The organism is Aequorivita lipolytica, from assembly GCF_007997135.1.
Lineage (GTDB): Bacteria > Bacteroidota > Bacteroidia > Flavobacteriales > Flavobacteriaceae > Aequorivita > Aequorivita lipolytica.
The window spans coordinates 1-19,887 of the sequence record NZ_VORU01000021.1; the positions used below are offsets into that span (position 1 = coordinate 1).

Here is a 19,887-nt window from a genome sequence, read left to right on the forward strand (position 1 = left end):
ATGCGAACCGGATGATTCTCTGGAACAAGATCATCATAACTTGGAGGGAGAAGACTCAGTTGGTTCTGGCTATTGGTCTTCCAAACTACGTTGCTTTTCATAGCATGAAAGTACAAAATTTCACGCTGTTGTCAAAATTATAAAACATAAAAAAGGCTGCCCTTTTTAGACAGCCTCTTTTTATTCGTTTACGCGAATTTTTATTGTTCGCGGCGTTGGTTGTTTTTTCCAAACAAAACTGTATAACCACATTAAGGTGAATGTGGGTATGATATCTGTAAAAGGTAATATTTCTTCTAAAAATACTAGTACCGATGCTACTTTGCCTTCAGTTCCTTTATACATTTCAGACATTTGTTTTGCTGCTATGGGCGCCCAAAGGATGTCCAAAAATGGTCCGATTACAGGAATGGCCATTGTAGCCATACCTACTACATCGTAAAAAATTCCTTGACGGAGTAATTTATATTTTTCGTTTTTCATTTTTTGTTGTGTTTGGTTTAAATATTTAGAGGCAAAAAACATTCCAAAAAAAACTATGACAGATCGTTGCTTATCAGTTTTAAAAACTCATTCCTGGTTTCAATAGCCTCAAACTGACCACGGAATCCTGAAGTTGTTGTCACGCTGTTTTGTTTCTGCACGCCGCGCATCATCATACACATATGCGAAGCTTCAATAACCACGGCTACTCCTTTGGGTTTTAATGTATTATTTAAACATTCCAGAATATCATGGGTAAGCCTTTCTTGTACTTGTAGTCTGCGCGAAAAAATATCAACCACACGTGGAATTTTGCTGAGCCCAACAATATGTCCGTCGGGAATATATGCAATATGTGCTTTTCCAAAGAAAGGAAGAATATGGTGTTCGCATAGCGAATAAAGCTCAATATCCTTTATAATAACCATATCGTGATAAGCTTCTGCGAACATTGCACTCTTTAATATTTCTGCAGGATCCTGACAGTTTCCCGATGTTAAAAATTGCATAGCCTTTGCCGCACGTTCGGGAGTTTTTAATATTCCCTCACGAGAGACGTCCTCGCCAATCGTACTTAAAATTTTGCTATAATTTTCAATTAAACTGTCGGTAACCGGTTGGTCATATTCTTCAAAATATCTATAAGAAGCCATGTGTGAATTTTGTTTAAAGATTTTAAAACAAAGATAAACAGATAACTTGGAATAAAAACAATATAACCCATTGGATTGCATTATAGCACTATAAATAGTACTTTCACGGTTTAAAATTTTGCAATGATAGAAGCCCAAAATATTCACAAATATTACGATAATCTCCACGTTTTAAAGGGTGTTGACCTTCATATAAAAAAAAGTGAAATAGTTTCAATAGTAGGTGCTTCGGGCGCTGGTAAAACAACTTTGTTGCAAATTTTGGGAACACTGGACGCTTTTGATAATTCAAAAAGCAAATTGGTTATAAACGGAGTGAGCGTTGGTTCTCTTTCGGGGAAAAGATTGGCCCAATTCAGAAATGAAAATTTAGGTTTCATATTTCAATTTCATCAACTTTTGCCAGAATTCACTGCCCTTGAAAATGTTTGTATTCCGGCATTTATAAAAAACACACCCAAAGTTGAAGCCATAGAAAAGGCAAAAGAGCTGCTTTCGTTTTTGGGACTTTCACATAGGGAAGACCATAAACCAAACGAACTTTCGGGCGGTGAGCAACAGCGAGTAGCCGTAGCAAGGGCGTTGGTCAATAATCCTTCTATAATTCTAGCTGATGAGCCCAGTGGGAATTTAGACACCGAAAGCGCTGAAAATCTTCACAATTTATTTTTCAAGTTAAGAGATGAATTTGGACAAACCTTCGTAATTGTTACCCATAACGAGGAACTTGCAAATATGGCCGATAGAAAATTGGTAATGCAGGATGGAACTATTGTGAAATAATTTCAAAATTCACTCCCAATGAACAAAAGTGAATTAAAATCATTTCTTGACGAAAAGGCTAGTTTTTATAATAATCCAAATTTTATTGAAACTGATCCAATTCAAATTCCGCATATTTTTTCAGTTAAAGAAGATATAGAAATTTCAGGTTTTTTAGTAGCAACAATTGCTTGGGGAAATAGAAAAAGCATCATTAATAACGGCAATAAGTTAATGGAACTGATGGGCAATTCGCCTTATGATTTTGTGATGAATTTTTCCGAAAAAGATTCAAAACAATTTCTAAATTTTGTACATCGCACTTTTAATAGCGACGATTTAAATTACTTTATTAAATCACTTCAGAATATCTATAAAAACCACGGTGGTTTGGAGAAAGTTTTTGACCAGTATTCTGAAAGTAACTCGATGCAGCCTGCAATTCATTATTTCAAAAAAACATTTTTTGAACTGCCCCACCTACCGCGAACGCAAAAGCACGTTAGCGATCCTTTAAAAAATTCTGCAGCAAAAAGAATAAATATGTTTTTGCGCTGGATGGTTCGCAATGACAATGCTGGAGTGGATTTTGGAATTTGGAAAAGTATTTCACCTTCCAAGCTTTCTTGTCCGCTGGATGTTCACAGTGGCAATGTAGCGCGCAAACTTAAACTTTTGAAACGAAAACAAAACGACGGTAAAGCATTAGTAGTGCTGGATGAATCATTGCGAGAAATGGATTCTGATGATCCTGTGAAGTATGATTTTGCACTCTTCGGATTAGGGGCTTTTGAACGGTTTTAGGCTAAATCTTAATCCATTTAACATAATTTTCTTACTCTTATCAAATCGTTATAAATTATTGTACATTTACGTTTATGCCTTTAAATAATGATGTTTGCAGAATTTTTATATAATTTAAAGAGAACTAAACATTGATAGCACCCGAATTTCCCGTAGATGAGCAGCAGCGTTTAACTGCCGTACATTCGTATCACTTGTTAGACACTTTGCCAGAAAAAGACTTTGACAATATTACGTCTTTAACGGCAAATATTTGTGAAGTACCCATATCTCTGGTTACTTTGCTAGATGCCGATCGCAATTTTTTAAAATCTCATTATGGTGTTCCCTTTAATGAATCTCCGCGGAATATTTCTTTTTGTGGACATGCAATCTTGGATGAAGCCGATATTTTCATTGTTGAAGACGCCCGAACAGATTCTCGATTTAAGGATAATCCACTGGTAAAAGATATGAATGCCATTTTTTATGCGGGTGTACGTCTTATAAATTCTGATGGTTATCCGTTGGGAACCCTTTGCGTTTTTGATACGAAACCAAGAACCCTTAACAAATCACAAAAAAAGGCGCTTGTTGGAATGGCATATCAAGTGGTTAATCTTTTCGAAGCCAGAAAACGCAACAGAACATTATTGTTTGTTCAGCAGGAGCTCAAAGACCGAAATGAGGAACTAAAAAACTTTGCTGGCGTGGTATCTCACGACATGAAAATGCCCTTGGCAAATATGATAATCACTTCGGACATGCTTAGAACTAAATACGGTAATCTTTTAGACGTACAAGGCAGGGAATATCTAGACTATATTAAACAGTCGTCCTTCACGTTGAGTGAATATATTACAGGGCTTTTAGAGCACTACGAAAGCGATAAAACTGCCTCTTTAAATGATGAGATTTTTGACAGCCACGATCTTTTGGAAGAAATAATTGAGCTATTGAATATCAACATTGATTGTGAGATAAACTTGCCGGAAGAAAATATGGAAATGCAAACCAACAAAGTTGCTTTAGAGCAAATTGTTCTCAACTTGGTTGGCAACAGCTTAAAATACAATGACAAGAAAAAGATAAAAATAGACATTGAATGTAGTGAAGAAGGCGGTTTTTATCTCTTTTCAATCGCTGACAATGGTATGGGTATTGCCAAAAATAACATTGAGCACATTTTTGAACTCTTTGCAACAACTGGTAAGTTAGACAGATATGGAAAAAAAGGAAACGGTATAGGACTATCAACCGTTAAAAAGCTTATAACAAAATTGGGCGGTGAGATTGAAGTTTTTTCAGAATTGGGAAAGGGAACTACATTTAAGTTCAGCATCAAAAAGAATTAACCCCTACTCCATTATTTGTAAAATCCTGTTAATTCCTTTTTACGGCGAATTTTATCAGCCTATATTTATAGACATAAAATTACTCGTTGAAATATTTTTATGATTTATCCGAAATTCCCAAAAAATGAAGAAGAGCGACTTGCTGAATTAAAAAAATACAATCTCCTCGATACCCTTTCCGAAAACGATTTTGATAATATTACAAAACTGATCGCTGCTATTTGTGAGCTACCCATCTCACTTATCACCCTTCTCGATGCGGAACGAAATTTTTTTAAATCGCACATTGGCATCAATTTTAACCAATCGCCAAGAAGCGTTTCTTTCTGCGCCCATGCCATTTTACAGGATGATGAAATTTTTATAATTGAAGATGCAACAAAAGATGAGCGCTTTAAAGACAATCCTTTGGTAACTGAAAATAAGGCTGTTTTCTACGCGGGAGTCCCGCTTATAAACCCCAATGGCTTTAAACTTGGAACACTGTGCGTTTTTGATTATAAGCCCAGAAAATTGAGCGATGTTCAAATTATTAGTTTAAAATCCTTGGCAAAACAAGTGGTAAATCTTTTTGAACTTCGAAAAAAAAATAGCCTCTTGACAGCCTTTCAAAAAGAACTGCAGAGCAGAAATGAGCGACTTAATAATTTTGCCCACCTTGTTTCCCACGATTTAAAATCTCCATTGGCAAACATTACTTCGCTTACCAGACTTCTACGTGAAGAAAATGTTGAAAACCTTTCTGAAGATTCCGAAATGTACCTTAATTACATTGAAGAGTCATCCTTTACTTTAAAGAATTATATTAATGGTATTCTGAAGTTTTACAAAGCAGACGAATTGCTAGAAGCTCAAAAAGAGGATGTAGAGCTAAAACACGTTTTTGAGGAGATAAAAGAAATTTTGATAACGGATGATGTCGTTTTTGAATTTCCAAAAGAAGGCATTCTAAAAAATGTAAACAAGGCCGCACTCTCTCAAATATTTTTAAACTTAATTGACAACAGTTTAAAATATAACCTGAATGAAAAGAGGATGGTTATCGTAAATTATTTTGAAGAGACTAATTTTCATAAATTTTCTATCAAAGACAATGGAATTGGCATAGACCTGAACGTCCAGGACGAAATTTTTAATCTTTTTAAAACCTCTGGTACTAAAGATCGCAATGGAAAAGCAGGAACTGGAATTGGTTTGGCAACTGTAAAAAGCTTGGTTTCAAAGCTTGAAGGCACTATTTCTTTACAATCTGAACCGAACAAAGGAAGCACCTTTACGTTTACCGTACAGAAATAGCTATAATCCCATTCCATTTTTTATCTTTGGGCAATATTTATAGGAATGCAGTTCAAACACCCAGAAATTCTTTACGCTCTTTTCCTGCTGCTCATCCCAATATTTATTCACCTTTTTCAACTTCGGCGTTTTCAAAAAGTAGCTTTTACAAATGTCGCTTTTCTGAAAAAAGTGACTATCCAAACACGAAAGAGTTCACAACTAAAAAAATGGCTCACTTTGCTGATGCGCTTGCTCGCGCTGGCATGTATTGTTATAGCATTCGCGCAACCTTTCACTGCTTCAAAAACAGCTTTAAACACCAAAAAGGAGACCGTTGTCTATATTGACAATTCGTTCAGCATGCAAGCCAAAGGAGCAAAAGGGCCAATATTGGAGCGGGCATTGCAGGATTTGTTTGATAAAACTGGCGGTACTGAAAAATTAAGCTGGTTCACAAACAGTTCCGAACGGAAAAATGCTTCCCCACAAGATTTTAAAAATGAAGTGCTTTCCATAGCATATTCACAGAACCAGCTTACGCCAAGCCAAGTTTTGCTGAAGGCAAATCAACTTTTTTCCAACGAAAAAGACGTACTGAAACGACTGGTCTATCTTTCCGATTTTCAGCAAAAAGAAGCGTTCCCTTCTATTTCAGAAGATTTAATTGTTGATGCCGTGCAGCTAAAACCTGTAAAGGCTTCAAACATTGCTATTGACAGTGTTTTTGTTGCTTCCAAAAATGCTTCAACTACCCAATTGAAAGTGAGGGTTTCACAACGCGGTGAAAAATCTTCCGAAGCGCCACTTTCCATTTTCAACAAAGAAAAACTGATTGCTAAAACTGCGGTAGATTTTTCGGGGAATGCAAATAACACGGTAACTTTTGACATTGACAATTCGGAAGAATTCATTGGAAAATTGGAACTAAACGACCCAAATCTTACTTTTGACAATACGCTGTTTTTCAATATCAACAAGCCTGGAAAAATTAAAGTCTTTACGATTAATGAAGCAGATGGTGATTTTCTAAAACGACTTTTTGATAAAGAGGAATTCCAGTTTACGCAGCAAACATTCAAAACGCTAAACTATAACGAAATTCCCGATCAAAATTTTATAGTGTTGAACGAGTTGAAAGAAATTCCAGCTTCATTGGCAACAGCTTTAAAAGCTTTCAGTTACGACGGCGGAAGTATATTAATAATTCCAGCATCGGCAGTAGATTTTAACAGTTATAACAACTTCCTTTTATCAATGGCTTTGGGAACGCTTTCCGAAGAAAAAATTCAGGAAAAAAAGATTACGAAAATCATTTTTTCCCATCCACTCTTTAAAGATGTTTTTGAGAAAGAAGTGGCGAATTTTCAATATCCGAAGGTCAATTCTTTCTACGATATTTCAACAAATGCAACGCCTGCGATCGTTTTTGAGGATAATCAACCTTTCTTACTTCAGAATGATAAAACGTATTTATTTACCGCGGCAATAAATAAAGAAAATTCAAATTTTCAGAATTCACCATTGGTGGTGCCCACAATTTACAATATGGCGTTGCAGAGTTTGCCATTACCGCGTTTATATTATACAATTGGAGATCAAAATTCTATCGCAGTAGCAATAAAATTAGGCTCGGATGAAATTCTGACAATTAAGGACAATACCTCACAGTTTATACCAATGCAGCAAACCAAGGCCAATTACGTTTTGATGACAACAACTGAAGAACCTAAAAATGCCGGAAATTATCAAATTGCAAAGGAGACTGAATTTCTGGAAAACATAAGCTATAATTATTCGCGCAGTGAAAGCGAGCTACAATACCTAAATATTGAGGATTGGGAAGGCGTTGAAGTTTACAGTACCGTTGAAGATCTTTTTGATTCTATTTCTGAAGCCAATTCAATCAACAGTTTTTGGAAATGGTTTGCTATTTTTGCATTGCTCTTTTTACTTTTTGAAATGCTTATCTTAAAATTCTATAAATAGAAAAAAGAAGAAAGAACAAAGAATAAAGAAATGTTATAGTATCACCCTGAGCGCAGTCGAAGGGTCGAATCTTGAATATTAATCTGTCACCCTGAGCGCATTCGAAGGGTTGAACCTTGAATCCTAAATATGAAAATATTACTGAAATCCGCCACCATTGTTGATGCTTCCAGCAAGCATCACTTAAAAAAACGGGATGTTTTGATAGAAAATGGTAAAATTTCAAAGATTGCTACAACGATTCCTTCTTCAGAAAAAATAAAGGAAGTTTCCCTGAAAAACCTTCATATTTCCCAAGGTTGGTTTGATAGCAGCGTTTCTTTTGGCGAACCAGGTTTTGAGGAACGCGAAACTATTGAAAATGGTTTAAAAACAGCAGCCCTCAGCGGATTTACAAGTGTTGCGGTAAACGCCAACAGTTTTCCGGTAACGGATAGTAAAGGCCATATAAAATTTTTGAAATCTAAAGCTGAAGGAAATGCAGTAAGCCTCTACCCTATTGGCGCACTCACGGTTGGCAGCAAAGGTATAGATTTAGCCGAATTATATGATATGCAAAATGAAGGCGCCGTTTCTTTTTATGATTATAAAAGCCCAATTGCCAACGCGAACCTTCTGAAAATAGCGTTGCAGTATGCCCAAAATTTTGATGGATTGGTGCAATCTTTTCCTTTTGAAAAATCCGTCGCCAGAAATGGAATGGTGAATGAAGAAGTAAATAGCACCCGCTTGGGATTGAAAGGAATTCCAGCACTTTCTGAGGAACTTCAAATAATCCGGGATTTGTATATTTTGGAATACACCGGTGGAAAACTTCACATCCCGACCATTTCAACCAAAAAATCTGTAGAACTAATAAAGGATGCAAAGAAAAAAGGATTGAATGTAACCTGCAGCGTTGCAATTTTCAACCTTGTTTTGACAGACGATGTTTTGGAAGATTTTGATACGAGCTACAAATTACTTCCGCCATTGCGCACCAAAGAAGATAATAAAGCTTTGCTAAGAGGTTTGAAAGATGGAACTATAGACGGCGTTACCAGCGACCACAATCCAATTGATGTGGAACACAAAAAAACGGAATTTGACCGTGCTTACTTTGGAAGCATCGGTTTGGAGGCATGTTTTGGAGCCCTCAATTCACTCTTAGGTTTTGAAGCATCCGTTAAATCTTTTACAGGTTTAAAAAATACTTTCAACATTCCTTCGGAAATAATTGAGGAAGGAAATCAAGCCGACCTTACACTTTTCAATCCCGATGAAAGCTGGCTATTTTCTGAAAACGATATTGTTTCAACTTCCAAAAATGTTGCGCTTTTGGGAACGAAACTAAAAGGAAAGCCATACGGAATTGTAGCGAACAACAAATTGGTACTTAATAAATAATGGACACTTCACCAGCAGGAAAAACGACAGCCCTTATTGCGTACGCTCCTTTTGTGGGTTTTATGATTGCCTTTTTCATAAATAAAGATGAAAACCACGTATTTGCAACTTGGCATATTAAAAATATGTTTGGGCTTACACTTCTTTTTATAATTTCATTAGTAGTTCAATCGCAAGTTGACGTTACTGCCGGCGATATTATTTGGATCATTTGTGTTTTGCTGTGGTTATATTGTTGGGCAATGGCTTTTTTCAACAAAATGAAAGGCATTCCTTATTTAAGTGATAAGTTTCAGGATTGGTTTTTATTTTTAAATTAAAGGATTGGTTATCTTTAGCTTATTAAAAATCACTAACCTAAATTAAAAATAATGGAAACAACTACAGACAACGGAAAAACCGTAGCTATCATTGCTTACATAACATTAGTAGGCTGGATAATTGCCTTAATAATGAATAACGCAAACAAAACGGCTTTGGGCTCCTACCATGTGCGTCAAGCTTTAGGGATTATTTGTGTAGGAGTGCTACTTATCATCCTGGTTAGTTTTATTGGTATCTCAATACTCACTTGGATCGTGCAACTTGCAGTATTGGTATTTTGGGTTCTTGGTCTTGTAAGCGCAGTGCAGGGCGAAATGAAACCCGTTCCTGTTTTTGGTGAGCAATTTCAAGAATGGTTTAAGGGAATATAATTTTTAACCAATTTTAAAGAGACCTTTTCTGCTGAAAGTACTTCAGTCTAAAAGGTCTTGTTTATTTTTGCAATCTATGAAAAAAGAAAATTTACTTTTAGAGCACAACTACAGACCTGCTAAAAATCCTTCAGAAAATCCACCGGCTATTATTATGCTTCACGGTTTTGGGAGTGATGAAAACGATTTGTTTTCCTTCGCAAGTGAATTGCCGGATAAGTATGCAATCATTTCATTAAAAGCTCCTATAAGATTAGAACCTTACGGTAATGCTTGGTACAATATTTATTTTGATAATTCCCAGGGAAAATTTAGCGATGACGAGCAGGCAATCGCTTCTCGGGAGTTGGTTTCAAAATGCGTTGATGAAGTTATTGAGAAATACAAGGTGGATAGTAATAATATAACGCTTCTAGGCTTTAGTCAAGGGACTATTTTAGGTTTCTCCATAGCTCTTAGCTATCCTGAAAAAGTGAAAAATGTAATCGGGCTAAGCGGATATGTTAACAAGGAAATTTTAAAAGAAGGCTATTCTGAAAACGATTTCAGCAACCTTAAAATATACACTTCGCACGGAAGCCTAGATCAGGTAATTCCTGTGGCATGGGCTAGAAAAACCGAACCCTTTCTTAAAAATTTGAATATTGATTTTACTTATTCAGAGTTTCCCGTGGGTCACGGGGTTGCGCCACAGAATTTTCACGAGCTGAAAAATTGGTTGGAAAAAAATTCCTAAAACTATTGAGGATAAATAAAGGAACCAAGTGTATTTAGTTCCAGCTCGTTATTTTGGTTAAATGAATATTCTAGCACCATTTCGCCCCAATATTTGCCATCGGTAAAATCTGCAAGTATCCATTTATGGTTTAGAAATTTCAGCTTATTAATTTTCATATCGCCATTCATTCCGTCAAAAGGAACCAAGGGATTGTTTCCCTTTTCAAGGTTAAAATCATAGATTTGATCTGAAACTTTCGCCTCTATTTCAGCAGCTTCAAAACCCATATTTTCAAAATATGTCATCGCATTGTCATTGCCCAACAGAGTAAAGTAATTTAAATCTCTCACTTTATTTTGAAGTGTGTTTATTGAATCATCAGCCTTTTCAACCTGTGCTTGTAAACTTTCAATTCGCGTATCCTGGGCTTCAAAAATGCTCTTTTCGTTCATATACTGATAAAAGATAAAAAGCACAGCAAAAAGAAAAAGGTACAAAAAAATTTTGTTTCTCATGGTCAAATTGTTATCGTGAGTGTATCGTAAGCCAAATGTACGTGCTTTGGAAGTTTCTTCTCCACTTCCTCGTGAAAGCCCATTAAATGGCTAATGTGTGTAAAATATGTTTTTCCCGGTTTTACCTTTGCAACAAAATCTAGCGCTTCCGAAATATTAAAATGTGAGTAATGCGGCTCTTCACGAAGCGCATTTATGACCAAAACTTTAGTGCCTGTTACTTTTTCCATTTCCTCTTCTGAAATAGTTTTCACATCTGTCAAATACGTAAAATCTTCTACACGAAAGCCCAAAACGGGAAGCGTGTCATGAAAGGCTTCAATTGGAACCACTTTCTTTCCACCTATAATGAAAGGTGTGCTTTTATCAATTTCTATTTGCTGTACACTCGGCGCCCCGGGGTATTTGTTTACGGTTTCAAAAATGTAGGCAAACCGTTCGTAAAGGGATTTAAAAACTCGTTTATGTGTGTAAAAAGGCATATTGCCTTGCATAAAATTAAACGGTCTAATATCGTCCAATCCCGCGGTATGGTCGCTGTGCTCGTGGGTTAAAAGAATTCCATCAACTCTTGAAACATTTTCACGTAGCATTTGCTGCCTGAAATCTGGGCCACAATCAATTACATAACAAAATTCATCCCAACGCAATAAAACAGATACTCTTAAGCGTTTATCCTTAGGATCATTGCTTTTACAAACAGGATGGTCACTGCCAATTACTGGTATGCCTTGGGAAGTTCCTGTTCCAAGAAATGTAACACTGAAAGTTGATTTCATCTGCCTAAAATATTTATTTTTTTTATGGACAGACGTAACATAGTCATTAGATATTGCGTTGTTTTATTGAAAATCATATTATATGTTTCATAGTCGCAAAAATACTGGTATTTTTTTTGTTTACCTATTGTATTCGCTACCTTTGTGACATTAAAAATAGAACGTTGCTATGCCAGAAACCATTATAGGGGATAAGGAATTTGAGAATATTCCTTCCATAAAAAGTAAGGCTTTACGAATTAACCTAAACGAAAACATTTACGGCACTTTTGCTGAAATTGGAGCCGGTCAAGAAACAGTGCGTAATTTTTTTAGAGCTGGAGGCGCTTCTGGAACCATTGCCAAAACAATGTCCGCCTATGATAAGGATTTTAGCGACGCTATTTATGGAATAGAAGAAGACGGCCGTTATGTAACGGAGTCAAGACTGCAGAAAATGCTTTCTCACGAGTTCAATTTAATTGAAGAGCGTATAAATCGCGAAAAGCATCCAAACAGACTTTTCTTTTCGTACGCAAATACAGTTGCTACAATCGATTTTGCTAAAAAATATAAAGGACACGGCTGGGTAGGGATTCGCTATCAAATTGATCCAAAAGAACCTTATAACGAAATAACGCTGCACATTCGTTTTCACGAAAACGATGCACAATTACAGCAAATTACATTGGGAACTTTAGGTGTAAACCTAATTTATGGAGCGTATTATAAATATGACCAGCCCAATAAACTACTGCGCTATCTTTATGATCATATCGATAAGGATAAAATTGAAATTGACACCATTAATTTTTCAGGACCGCGCTTTGAAGAAGTAGATAACAGATTGATGAGTCTTCAGCTCATCAAAAATGGAATGACCGATGCGGTTATGTTTGATCCAGAAGGACATAATATTCTCCCTGCAAGAATTCTATATAAAAAAAACATATTGGCTCTTCGCGGAAGTTTTAGACCTGTTACGAAAGTAAATATTGATATGTTCGAGCGTTCATATGAAATGTTTTTGAATGAAAACAGAGTAGAAAAAGATAGAACGGAAGTTGTTTTTGAAATTACACTTTCAAACCTTCGTGCCGAAGGTGAAATAGATGAGGAGGATTTTATGGACCGGGCAAAACTATTATGCTCTCTAGGCCACACAGTAATGATTTCAAACTTTCAGGAATATTATAAATTGGTTGAATATTTCTCTAGATATACCAAGATGCGGATGGGGCTTGCAATGGGCGTCAATAATTTGGTAGATATCTTTGACGAAAAATATTATCGTCATTTGAGCGGAGGAATATTAGAAGCTTTTGGGAAACTTTTCTTTAAAGATTTAAAGGTTTACTTATACCCCATGAAAGACGCAAATACAGGGGAATATACCAATAGCGAAAACCTAAAAGTACATCCGCGGATGAAAGAATTGTACAAATTCTTCAAGTACAACGGTAAAGTGGTTGACATAACCGATTACAATCCCGACAATATGGACATATTTTCAAGGGAAGTACTGTCTATGATTGAAAATGGTGAAGAAGGTTGGGAAGAGATGCTCCCACCAGGTGTTTCGCAAATTATAAAGGATAAGCTTCTTTTTAATTATAACACAACTCCAGAAAAGATAAATAGCTAATCCAGTATTTGTGCTGCGTGGTCTTTGGTTTTTACCTTATCTATAACGCGTGTCACGGTTCCAGTACCGTCCACAATAAAAGTTTTACGGTGAATTCCGTCAAATTCCCTTCCCATAAACTTTTTAGGCCCCCAAACGCCGAAGCCATTAATTACCTCCTTGTTTTCATCTGCCAATAGCGGAAAAGGAAAATCATATTTTTCTTTGAAGTTTTTTTGGCGTTTTTCACCGTCGGCACTTACGCCTAATAGCTCATAGCCTTCATTTTGAAGTTCTTTATAGTTATCACGAAGATTACACGCCTCGGCCGTACAGCCCGGAGTATTTGCTTTTGGATAGAAAAAAATAATCCATTTTTTTCCTTTGTAATCTTCTGATGAAATACTATTTCCATCCTGATCGTTTACTTTAAATTTTGGAGCCTTATCTCCTGCTTTTAATGTCTTCATTATCCTTATTTTTGTATAAAAGTAATTAAAATGACCAAGCAAGAAAAGGTAACTTTTGTTATTGAAACGTTAAATAAGATTTATCCACAGGTTCCCATTCCCTTAGATCACAAAGATCCATATACATTGCTAATTGCTGTTCTATTATCGGCCCAAAGTACAGATGTTCGCGTTAACCAAATAACACCACTACTATTTAAAATAGCAGACAATCCATACGATATGGTGAAACTTTCCGTGGAGGAAATTAGGGAGATAATAAAGCCGGTAGGCCTTTCGCCTATGAAATCTAAAGGAATCCACGGGCTTTCAAAAATCTTGATTGAAAAATATAATGGACAAGTCCCTGCCGATTTTGAAGCATTGGAATCATTTCCCGCGGTGGGTCATAAAACGGCTAGTGTGGTTATGAGCCAAGCTTTTAATATTCCCGCTTTCCCTGTGGACACGCATATTCATAGATTGATGTACCGCTGGGGATTTACGAATGGTAAAAATGTGGTTCAGACTGAAAAGGATGCTAAACGATTATTCCCAGAAGATTTATGGAATATACTTCACCTACAAATTATTTGGTATGGAAGGCAGTATTCTCCAGCAAGAGGTTGGGATTTAGAAAAAGATATTATTACCAAAACCATCGGTAGAAAAACAGTAATCAATGATTATTTGAAAAAGAAAAGTCGATGAGGTCTCGCGGTTTGAGGCTAAAATCAATCAACGTTTAAACAGTTAAACTTTTTCAAAAAAAAACCCCGAAAAGCTAATTCCAGGGTTTTTCCAAAGTTTAGTTTAGAAGTGCTTCAAACTTCATTTTATGGTAATCTATAACACTTAAAGCCATCGAATAATCCAGAAGAAATTTTATAGTTTCTTCTTTTGGAACAAGTTTTTTATTCACGTTGTCCACACGTGATGTTTCTGAGTAAAATTTTTGCATAGAGTATAGTTATTTTGAGGTTTATTTTCAAATAACGTAGCAAAAATTACTTTATTGCATCAATTGGTTAATATAATGTTATGTTTATCAATTACTTTACGCAAATTAATAAGTGCATAACGCATTCGTCCTAGTGCCGTATTGATGCTAACGCCAGTTTGCTCGCTTATTTCCTTGAAACTCATGTCCTTATACATTCGCATCATCAATACTTCTTTTTGATCTTCCGGAAGTTCTTCAATCAATCGCCTAACGTCATCTTCCACTTGACCTTTAATGATCTGCTTTTCAATATTTAAAGCGTTATCACTTAAAACCGAAAATATATTGAAATCAGTATTGTTTTCAAATTTTGGCATTCTATTGTTTTTTCTGAAATGGTCTATAATCAGATTATGCGCAATACGCATGACCCACGGAAGAAATTTCCCTTCTTCATTGTAGGCGCCTTTTTTTAAAGTCTTTATAACCTTAATAAAAGTATCCTGAAAAATGTCTTCTGCGACATCCCTATCAAAAACTTTCGAATAAATAAAACTGTAGATTCTTTGCTTGTGGCGGGTTATTAGCTCGCTAAGTGCAGATTCATTACCGTTCATATAAGCGTTTACCAAAAACGCATCTGTGGTGGTGCTTTGCTTCATATCAATTTCTCTTTAAAAAATAAACAACTATGGATTTGGTTGCTTAGTTACAATGTTTATTTGTTAAAAGTAATGATCAGCTATAGGCAATATTCTTTTTATATGACGTTATGAGCGGTAAATATAACAACAAAGAAATCACAAATGCAAAAAAAAGGTTAAAATTTCTGTAAAAAATAATAATATACTCAAATGTGCATTGCTGAAATCGATATAGTATCTTTGCAAAAGCTATAAAAAAAGGAGAACATAAAATTGAATACTGAAACATTAGATACTAAAAAATACATCCTTATACAGGGTGCCAAACTTCATAACCTTAAGAACATTTCTGTTGCTATTCCAAGGAATAAACTGGTCGTAATTACTGGCCTTTCCGGTAGCGGAAAATCCAGCTTGGCTTTTGACACGCTCTACGCTGAAGGCCAACGACGCTACGTAGAAAGCTTATCCAGTTACGCGCGCCAGTTTTTGGGACGGCTAGATAAACCGAAGGTAGATTCCATTAAAGGAATTTCACCCGCTATTGCCATTGAACAAAAGGTAAACTCTACAAATCCACGATCAACCGTTGGAACTTCCACCGAAATTTATGATTACCTTAAATTACTTTACACACGAATCGGGAAAACTATTTCACCAATTTCGGGAAAGGAAGTTAAAAAAGACACCACCACAGATGTAATAAATTTCATAAAAGAATTTCCTGAGGGAGAAAAATTGCTGCTCCTCGCCCCTATCCATTTGGAAGAAGGCCGAACGATGGAAAATAAAATTCAGGCTTTGACCCAACAAGGCTATTCTAGAATTAAAATTAAAGGTGAAGTCTTAAGAATTGACGAATTAAAAGAAAAATCTTTTCCAAAGAAAATAGATTTGGTCATTGACCGTATTATTACTAAAGACGAAGAAGATTTTTACAATCGCCTGGCCGATGCCATTGAAATAGCTTTTTTTGAAGGAAAAGGCGAATTATATATTGAAGAACTTGGCTCGAAAAAGATAACGGAGTTCAATAATCGTTTTGAGGCTGACGGAATGGTTTTTATGGAGCCAAACGTGCATCTATTCAGTTTCAATAATCCCTATGGCGCTTGCCCCACTTGTGAGGGTTACGGCGACGTTATCGGTGTTGATGAAGATTTGGTAATCCCAAACACCGCACTTTCAATTTATGAAAACGCTATATTTCCATGGCGCGGAGAAAGCATGAGCTGGTATCGCGATCAATTGGTAAACAGTGCCTATAAATTTGATTTTCCTATTCACAAACCGTGGTTTCAACTTACAAATGAGCAGAAACAATTGGTCTGGGAGGGTAATAAATATTTTGAAGGATTAAATTCTTTCTTTTCATTTTTAGAATCAAAAAGTTATAAAATCCAGAACCGTGTAATGCTCTCGCGCTACCGCGGAAAAACCAAATGTGCAACCTGTAAAGGAAAACGCCTTCGTCCTGAAGCTGGATACGTTAAAATAAACGGCACGGCGATCCAAGAATTGGTTGAGCTTCCATTGGACAAAGCGGCGGAATTTTTCAAAAATATTAAACTTTCAGAATTTCAAGAGAAAGTGGCAAAACGCTTACTTCTAGAAATAAACAATCGCCTGCAGTTTTTGCAGGATGTTGGTTTGGGTTATTTAACATTGAATAGAAAATCGAATACACTTTCTGGCGGAGAATCACAACGAATCAATCTGGCAACTTCTTTGGGAAGTAGTCTCGTTGGATCAATGTACATTCTCGACGAACCAAGTATCGGCCTTCACCCAAAAGACACCGAAAGACTCATAGTTGTTTTAAAAGCTTTACGTGATTTAGGAAATACGGTAATAGTTGTTGAGCACGACGAAGATATCATGAAAGCTGCCGACGAGATTATAGACATTGGCCCAGAAGCCGGAACCTTTGGTGGCGAGGTTGTAGCACAAGGAAATTATGCTGAAATTTTAAAGTCAGATTCGCTTACCGCGAAATATTTAAATGGCGAAATGGAAATTGAAGTTCCAAAAAAACGCCGCACTTCAAAAAATAAAATTTCTATTACTGGCGCACGCCAAAACAATTTGAAAAACATTGATGTTACATTTCCTCTAAATGTTTTTACAGCGGTAACAGGCGTTTCAGGTAGCGGAAAAAGTACCTTGGTAAAAAGGATTCTATATCCTGCACTGATGCGTCAAATAGGTGGTTATGGCGAAAAGCCCGGGCAATTTTCAGAAATAAATGGAGATTTTGGAACTATAAAAAGTATCGAGTTTATTGACCAAAACCCTATTGGCCGCTCCAGCCGAAGTAATCCGGTAACATATATTAAAGCTTACGATGATATTCGAAATTTATACGCTTCACAAAAACTTTCGGATATCCGCGGGTACAAAGCCAAACATTTTAGTTTCAACGTAGATGGTGGGCGCTGCGAAACCTGCAAAGGCGAAGGCGAAGTAACCATAGAAATGCAGTTTATGGCCGATGTTCATCTGCTTTGCGATGTCTGCAACGGGAAACGTTTCAAAAAAGAAGTTTTGGAAGTCACATTTCAGAATAAAAATATAGACGACATCCTCACAATGACAGTGGATGATGCAGTTGCATTTTTCGGAGAACATAATCAGGATAAGGTTGCTGCAAAACTTCAGCCATTACAAGACGTTGGTTTGGGTTATGTACAGCTGGGCCAAAGCTCCTCTACCCTTTCTGGTGGAGAAGCACAGCGAATTAAGCTCGCTTCATTTTTAGTCAAAGGAACATCCAAAGAAAAAACAGTTTTCATTTTTGACGAACCCACAACCGGACTTCACTTTCACGATATTAAAAAGCTGTTGGCTTCTTTTTATGCATTGTTGGAAAGAGGACATACAGTAATTGTTGTAGAACACAATTTGGATTTAATAAAATGTGCGGACTATATTATAGATTTGGGCCCAGAAGGAGGTGAGTATGGCGGACAAGTTATAGCAGAAGGTACTCCAGAAGTAGTTGCGAAAAATAAGGAATCATTTACTGCATCTTATTTAAAAGAAAAATTATAACAGCCTTTATATTTTTTTGGCACACTAATTGAAATCAAAATAACAGAAAATAAGACTTTTAGTTTTTTTGGTTGGTTAGTTTTTAAAGTCCGTTGAATTGGTAAAACAGTTCAGCGGATTTTTTATTCAGATGATTCCAAAATCACTCACTATTCTTCAATACTTCGAAAAAATTACTGAAAATCAGTGATTTAAAATTGTGGCACAATCGTTGGTTATTCATAAGCGTACTCGGCTGACCAAAAAATTTTAAGCAAGTACGAACCTTTTAAATTTTAGAACTTATGAAAAACATAGCATTTATTTTCAGCATTCTCTTAATGGGATTTTCAGCAAATGCAACATCTCCTGAAAGTGAAGACAACTACAGAAGAGATTACGACGGTAACGCATACATCTTCGTTGAAGGCGATGTAGAATTTTCCGTTTTCCCAGATGGCCAATTTGACTTTGTATATGTTGGGCCACAATCCGGTTCACAAGTAACCATTAGTTCTCCAAATCTAAATGTAAGTTTTAACTCTGGTTATGATTATGAAGCCTACGTTCAGTATGACGATTATGGCGCAGTAGTTCAAGTGGAAAGTGTTCCTGTTTTTTATGACGAATATGGTCGTATTATTCAAGCGGGAAATGTGGACATACGCTATAACAATAGACGTCTCGTTCGTGTAGGTGGTTTGCAAGTAGTTTATAATAACTATGGTCATTTCTCACATTACACTGGTGTTATAAATGTTTTCAATCCTTATTATGTGTACCGTCCGTGGCACGTGTATTATGCAAGACCTATTTACAACCATTGCGTTGTTTATGATATGCCTTACAGAAGATATTACGCACCAATAAGATATAGCTACCACGATCACGTAATTTATTACAAAAAGAGACATCACGTTGCATATCATAACGCTCGAAGAGATTTTTACAGTCCAGGTAGTCGTGTTTATGATAAAAAAGGAAGGGCATCCGTAAACAGAAATTACGATCCAAATAGAAAAAACGCTAGGATTGCTTCTAGCAATACACGATCTAATAGTTCTGTGAGAAACAATAGTACCAGAAATAATAGCTCAATACGAAGCAGTAATACTAGAAACAATAATGCTATCCGAAGCAACAACACGCGAGGCGAGACTGTAACTCGAAATAGTAGCACCAACAGTAAGGGAGCTGTAAAGAATAGCAGAAATACGAGTAGCACTAATAGCTATTCAAGCAATGCGCCAAGCAGAAATACAGCAACTGCAGGAAATAATAACGATACTCGAGTTAAGAGTAGTTCTACAAGAAATAGTGCTCAAACAAATGTAAGTTCAAATAAGGCGAAGAATACACGAAGTGCAAGCACAGTTCGTTCGGATACTAAAAGAACCGTTTCAAACAATAAAACAGTTCAAAATCAAACCAGAGCAGCTTCTTCAAACAACAGAAGTAGCTCGGTAACAAGGAACACAACTCAGGCTCCCAAAAGAGAAACGGCGAGTCGAAGTACAGTAAAAAAATCCAGCGCTCCTTCGCGAAGCAATTCCAGAGCGAACACTTCCAGAGGTAATTCTTCAAGAGAAGCGGGCTCAAGAGGCAGAGGATAAAGATAGTTTTTTGGTTGGTTGAAAACCTCCGTGAATCTGTATGATAACAGAGGATCGGAGGTTTTTTTATTTCGAATTTAAAATTGACACTATCCCGCTAAGTGTGTAAGTTAAAAATAACAGGGGTTGGACTTTTTTAAAGTCTGACCCTTTTTTCATAGATCGTTAGGAACTGATTTAAAATGATGCCCCAGTTCCTTATAGGCATGGTC

At 36.3% G+C, this 19,887-nt stretch carries 20 protein-coding genes; 13 read left to right on the top strand and 7 right to left on the bottom strand.

Annotation, left to right across the window (positions count from 1 at the left end; translation table 11 throughout):
* Positions 1 to 180: 180 nt before the first annotated feature.
* Both ESV24_RS14645 and folE read right to left on the bottom strand, forming a co-directional pair.
* Positions 181 to 483 (bottom strand): hypothetical protein, encoded by a 303-nt coding sequence (locus tag ESV24_RS14645; RefSeq protein ID WP_111817117.1) that lies wholly within the window; start codon positions 481 to 483, stop codon positions 181 to 183.
* Between the two features lie 53 nt (positions 484 to 536).
* Positions 537 to 1,136, bottom strand: coding sequence for a GTP cyclohydrolase I FolE (folE, locus tag ESV24_RS14650; protein ID WP_111817116.1), 600 nt, complete (start codon positions 1,134 to 1,136; stop codon positions 537 to 539).
* A 123-nt stretch (positions 1,137 to 1,259) separates the two neighbouring features.
* Between folE and ESV24_RS14655 the strand changes: the two genes are divergently transcribed.
* From ESV24_RS14655 to ESV24_RS14695, 9 genes are all read left to right on the top strand, one after another.
* A complete protein-coding gene (locus tag ESV24_RS14655; protein ID WP_111817115.1) occupies positions 1,260 to 1,919 on the top strand; it encodes an ABC transporter ATP-binding protein in 660 nt (219 codons plus the stop codon).
* Positions 1,920 to 1,937: 18 nt separating this feature from the next.
* A complete protein-coding gene (locus ESV24_RS14660) occupies positions 1,938 to 2,702 on the top strand; it encodes a TIGR02757 family protein (RefSeq protein ID WP_111817114.1) in 765 nt (254 codons plus the stop codon).
* Between the two features lie 131 nt (positions 2,703 to 2,833).
* Positions 2,834 to 4,036 carry a GAF domain-containing sensor histidine kinase gene (locus ESV24_RS14665; protein ID WP_111817113.1) on the top strand — a complete coding sequence of 401 codons (1,203 nt, stop codon included), beginning with the start codon at positions 2,834 to 2,836 and terminating at the stop codon, positions 4,034 to 4,036.
* A 99-nt stretch (positions 4,037 to 4,135) separates the two neighbouring features.
* Complete coding sequence (locus ESV24_RS14670) at positions 4,136 to 5,332, top strand: sensor histidine kinase (RefSeq protein ID WP_111817112.1); 1,197 nt, start codon at positions 4,136 to 4,138, stop codon at positions 5,330 to 5,332.
* A 45-nt stretch (positions 5,333 to 5,377) separates the two neighbouring features.
* Entirely contained in the window at positions 5,378 to 7,300 is a 1,923-nt protein-coding gene (locus ESV24_RS14675) for a BatA domain-containing protein (RefSeq protein WP_111817111.1), read from the top strand.
* A gap of 129 nt (positions 7,301 to 7,429) precedes the next feature.
* Positions 7,430 to 8,686: a dihydroorotase gene (locus ESV24_RS14680; RefSeq protein WP_111817110.1), complete on the top strand. Its 1,257-nt coding sequence runs from the start codon at positions 7,430 to 7,432 to the stop codon at positions 8,684 to 8,686.
* Complete coding sequence (locus ESV24_RS14685; RefSeq protein WP_111817109.1) at positions 8,686 to 9,006, top strand: hypothetical protein; 321 nt, start codon at positions 8,686 to 8,688, stop codon at positions 9,004 to 9,006. Before ESV24_RS14680 ends, ESV24_RS14685 begins: the two co-directional genes overlap by 1 nt.
* Before the next feature lie 51 nt (positions 9,007 to 9,057).
* Positions 9,058 to 9,381, top strand: a complete 324-nt coding sequence (locus ESV24_RS14690) for a DUF4870 domain-containing protein (protein ID WP_111817108.1) — start codon at positions 9,058 to 9,060, stop codon at positions 9,379 to 9,381.
* 76 nt (positions 9,382 to 9,457) lie between these two features.
* Positions 9,458 to 10,117, top strand: a complete 660-nt coding sequence (locus ESV24_RS14695) for an alpha/beta hydrolase (protein WP_111817107.1) — start codon at positions 9,458 to 9,460, stop codon at positions 10,115 to 10,117.
* Between the two features lie 2 nt (positions 10,118 to 10,119).
* Here the strand turns inward: ESV24_RS14695 and ESV24_RS14700 are convergent, their stop codons facing one another.
* Together ESV24_RS14700 and ESV24_RS14705 are read right to left on the bottom strand one after the other, a co-directional pair.
* Complete coding sequence (locus tag ESV24_RS14700; protein WP_111817106.1) at positions 10,120 to 10,614, bottom strand: hypothetical protein; 495 nt, start codon at positions 10,612 to 10,614, stop codon at positions 10,120 to 10,122.
* A 2-nt stretch (positions 10,615 to 10,616) separates the two neighbouring features.
* Entirely contained in the window at positions 10,617 to 11,393 is a 777-nt protein-coding gene (locus ESV24_RS14705) for an MBL fold metallo-hydrolase (protein ID WP_111817105.1), read from the bottom strand.
* A gap of 169 nt (positions 11,394 to 11,562) precedes the next feature.
* On the opposite strand from ESV24_RS14705, the gene ESV24_RS14710 reads away from it, so the two are divergent.
* Positions 11,563 to 13,017, top strand: a complete 1,455-nt coding sequence (locus ESV24_RS14710; RefSeq protein ID WP_111817104.1) for a TonB-dependent receptor — start codon at positions 11,563 to 11,565, stop codon at positions 13,015 to 13,017.
* On the opposite strand, the gene bcp is transcribed toward ESV24_RS14710, so the two are convergent.
* Positions 13,014 to 13,466 carry a thioredoxin-dependent thiol peroxidase gene (bcp, locus tag ESV24_RS14715; protein ID WP_111817103.1) on the bottom strand — a complete coding sequence of 151 codons (453 nt, stop codon included), beginning with the start codon at positions 13,464 to 13,466 and terminating at the stop codon, positions 13,014 to 13,016. The genes ESV24_RS14710 and bcp overlap by 4 nt on opposite strands.
* A 30-nt stretch (positions 13,467 to 13,496) precedes the next feature.
* Between bcp and ESV24_RS14720 the strand changes: the two genes are divergently transcribed.
* Positions 13,497 to 14,156 carry an endonuclease III domain-containing protein gene (locus ESV24_RS14720; protein ID WP_111817102.1) on the top strand — a complete coding sequence of 220 codons (660 nt, stop codon included), beginning with the start codon at positions 13,497 to 13,499 and terminating at the stop codon, positions 14,154 to 14,156.
* Between the two features lie 97 nt (positions 14,157 to 14,253).
* Here ESV24_RS14720 and ESV24_RS15405 read toward each other — a convergent pair whose 3' ends face one another.
* Both ESV24_RS15405 and ESV24_RS14725 read right to left on the bottom strand, forming a co-directional pair.
* Positions 14,254 to 14,406, bottom strand: coding sequence for a hypothetical protein (locus ESV24_RS15405; RefSeq protein WP_170227903.1), 153 nt, complete (start codon positions 14,404 to 14,406; stop codon positions 14,254 to 14,256).
* Between the two features lie 59 nt (positions 14,407 to 14,465).
* Positions 14,466 to 15,050 (bottom strand): RNA polymerase sigma factor, encoded by a 585-nt coding sequence (locus tag ESV24_RS14725; protein WP_111817101.1) that lies wholly within the window; start codon positions 15,048 to 15,050, stop codon positions 14,466 to 14,468.
* A 255-nt stretch (positions 15,051 to 15,305) separates the two neighbouring features.
* On the opposite strand from ESV24_RS14725, the gene uvrA reads away from it, so the two are divergent.
* Complete coding sequence (gene uvrA, locus ESV24_RS14730) at positions 15,306 to 18,083, top strand: excinuclease ABC subunit UvrA (RefSeq protein WP_111817100.1); 2,778 nt, start codon at positions 15,306 to 15,308, stop codon at positions 18,081 to 18,083.
* Positions 18,084 to 18,367: 284 nt separating this feature from the next.
* On the top strand, positions 18,368 to 19,675 hold the full coding sequence (locus tag ESV24_RS14735) for a hypothetical protein (protein WP_111817099.1): 1,308 nt from the start codon (positions 18,368 to 18,370) through the stop codon (positions 19,673 to 19,675).
* Positions 19,676 to 19,887: the final 212 nt, after the last annotated feature.